The 1,627-nt window shown below is 69.0% G+C and carries 1 protein-coding gene; it reads right to left on the bottom strand.

Translation table 11 applies throughout. The annotated features are described in order from the left end of the window. The coding region (locus FJY74_09840; protein ID MBM3308614.1) for a hypothetical protein at positions 1 to 1,627 on the bottom strand (1,627 nt) is incomplete at both ends.

Genomic DNA, 1,627 nt, shown 5'->3' with positions numbered 1-1,627 from the left:
CAGTGTCACGGTCGCCTCGCCGCGGCCGTCGAGCACGGCGTTGCCCGTGTACATGTTGGCCATCTCGTCGCTCTCGACACAGGAGTGCTGGAGGTACTTGCCCGTCGGGTCGAGCGGGTGGTCGATCTTGAACGCCTTCGTCCCGGCCGTCAGCGTGCCGGTGACGTGCGCGTTCCCGGAGAAGTAACCGGCGTAGTTGGTCGTCCCGCCGGCGGCCTGCCCGAAGATGCCGTAGTTGTTGGTCCCGCTGGCTGCGTAGCCGTAGACGGCGAAGTTGGTGCCGGACCCGCCGTTCACCAGGCCGTAGACGCCGCGGTACGAGGAAGAGCCCGTCGGCTGGACATAGCCCACGAGGCCACGATAGCCGCCCTGGAAGTAGCCGCCGAAACCGAGGTTATCGCCCGGGACGCTCTTGCCGTACACGCCGATCGGGTCAATGCTCGAGCCGACAGCTGTGCACTCGCCGTGGACGGCGTGCGCCGCGTCGCTCGCCATGCTCGTCGTGAAGTAGCCGCCGTACTCAGTGCTGGTGGCCGCTCTGACGTCGCCGCTGAACGTCGCGCCTGCCCCATCGATGCGTCCGTTCCCGTCCACTGCGAAGTTGGTGATGCCGCCGCGGTCGCACTCGATGTACTGGAAGCCGTCGGGCGACCCGGACGGCACGGTGATCTGCAGGATGTCGTTCCCGGCCGAAGGAGTGGATGTGCGGTTGATGTTGACGGCTCGCCCCAGGTTGGAGCCCGCATGCTCGACGTAGAGGGCCTCAGTGCTCGCTGCGCTGTAGACGTCCAGCTTCCCGTCGGGCGTCGAGTCACCGACGCCGACGTTCCCCGTGACGCCCGAGTACATGTCGATGCCACTGATGACCCAGTCGGCGTCGCTCCCGGCGGCCGCCTGCCACGTGCCGACGCCGGACGCGTCGGACGTGAGGACCCTGCCGGCCGCGGCGCCGGTCGACATGGCGAACCCGCCTGTCGTCACGGTCGAGTCCACGGTGATGCCCGTCCCGCCGATGAAGTGCGCCGCGGGAGCGCCGGAGTTCGTCGTCTCGGCCACGAGGGCCCCTCCCGCGTATCCCGACTGCGCGTAGACCGCCTCGGCGCTCGACGAGTAGAAGTGCCCTCCGCGGGCGCCGCAGCGGCCGCTGGCGTAGATCGCTGTGTTCACCGGCGGCTCGCTGATCGACGGCGCGCACGCGTGGAAGGCGGCCGCGGTGCCGAGCCGGTTCGACACGAACAGAGCGGTGGTATCCCCGGTCGCCTCGTTCGTCACACGCGCGCCGGCGTTGCGACCCGTCTCCACTTCGAGCCGCGCGTCCGGCGTCGAGGTGCCGACACCGACGTTCCCGACCTCATGATGAACGTTGTCGCCGTCCACCTCCCAGCCGCCGCCCACCAGGTTGTCCGCGAACGCCGCGTGGGCGGCGTAGGGGACGGTTTCGAACGCGACGCGAGGAGTCAGCTCCGCGTCGTGCCCGATCTGGATGGAGAGCCAGTACGGGACGAGGAAGTCGAGCGTTGTGAGCGACACCACGCTCCCGAGGTGCGCGTTCATGATGCCGCCGGAGATGGGGATGAGCTGGGGTTCCGACCACAGAGCCGTGCCCCCCACGGCGACGTCGTAGATC

It is taken from the genome of Candidatus Effluviviaceae Genus I sp., assembly GCA_016867725.1.
GTDB lineage: Bacteria > Joyebacterota > Joyebacteria > Joyebacterales > Joyebacteraceae > VGIX01.
This window is presented reverse-complemented; position numbering and strand designations above follow the sequence as displayed.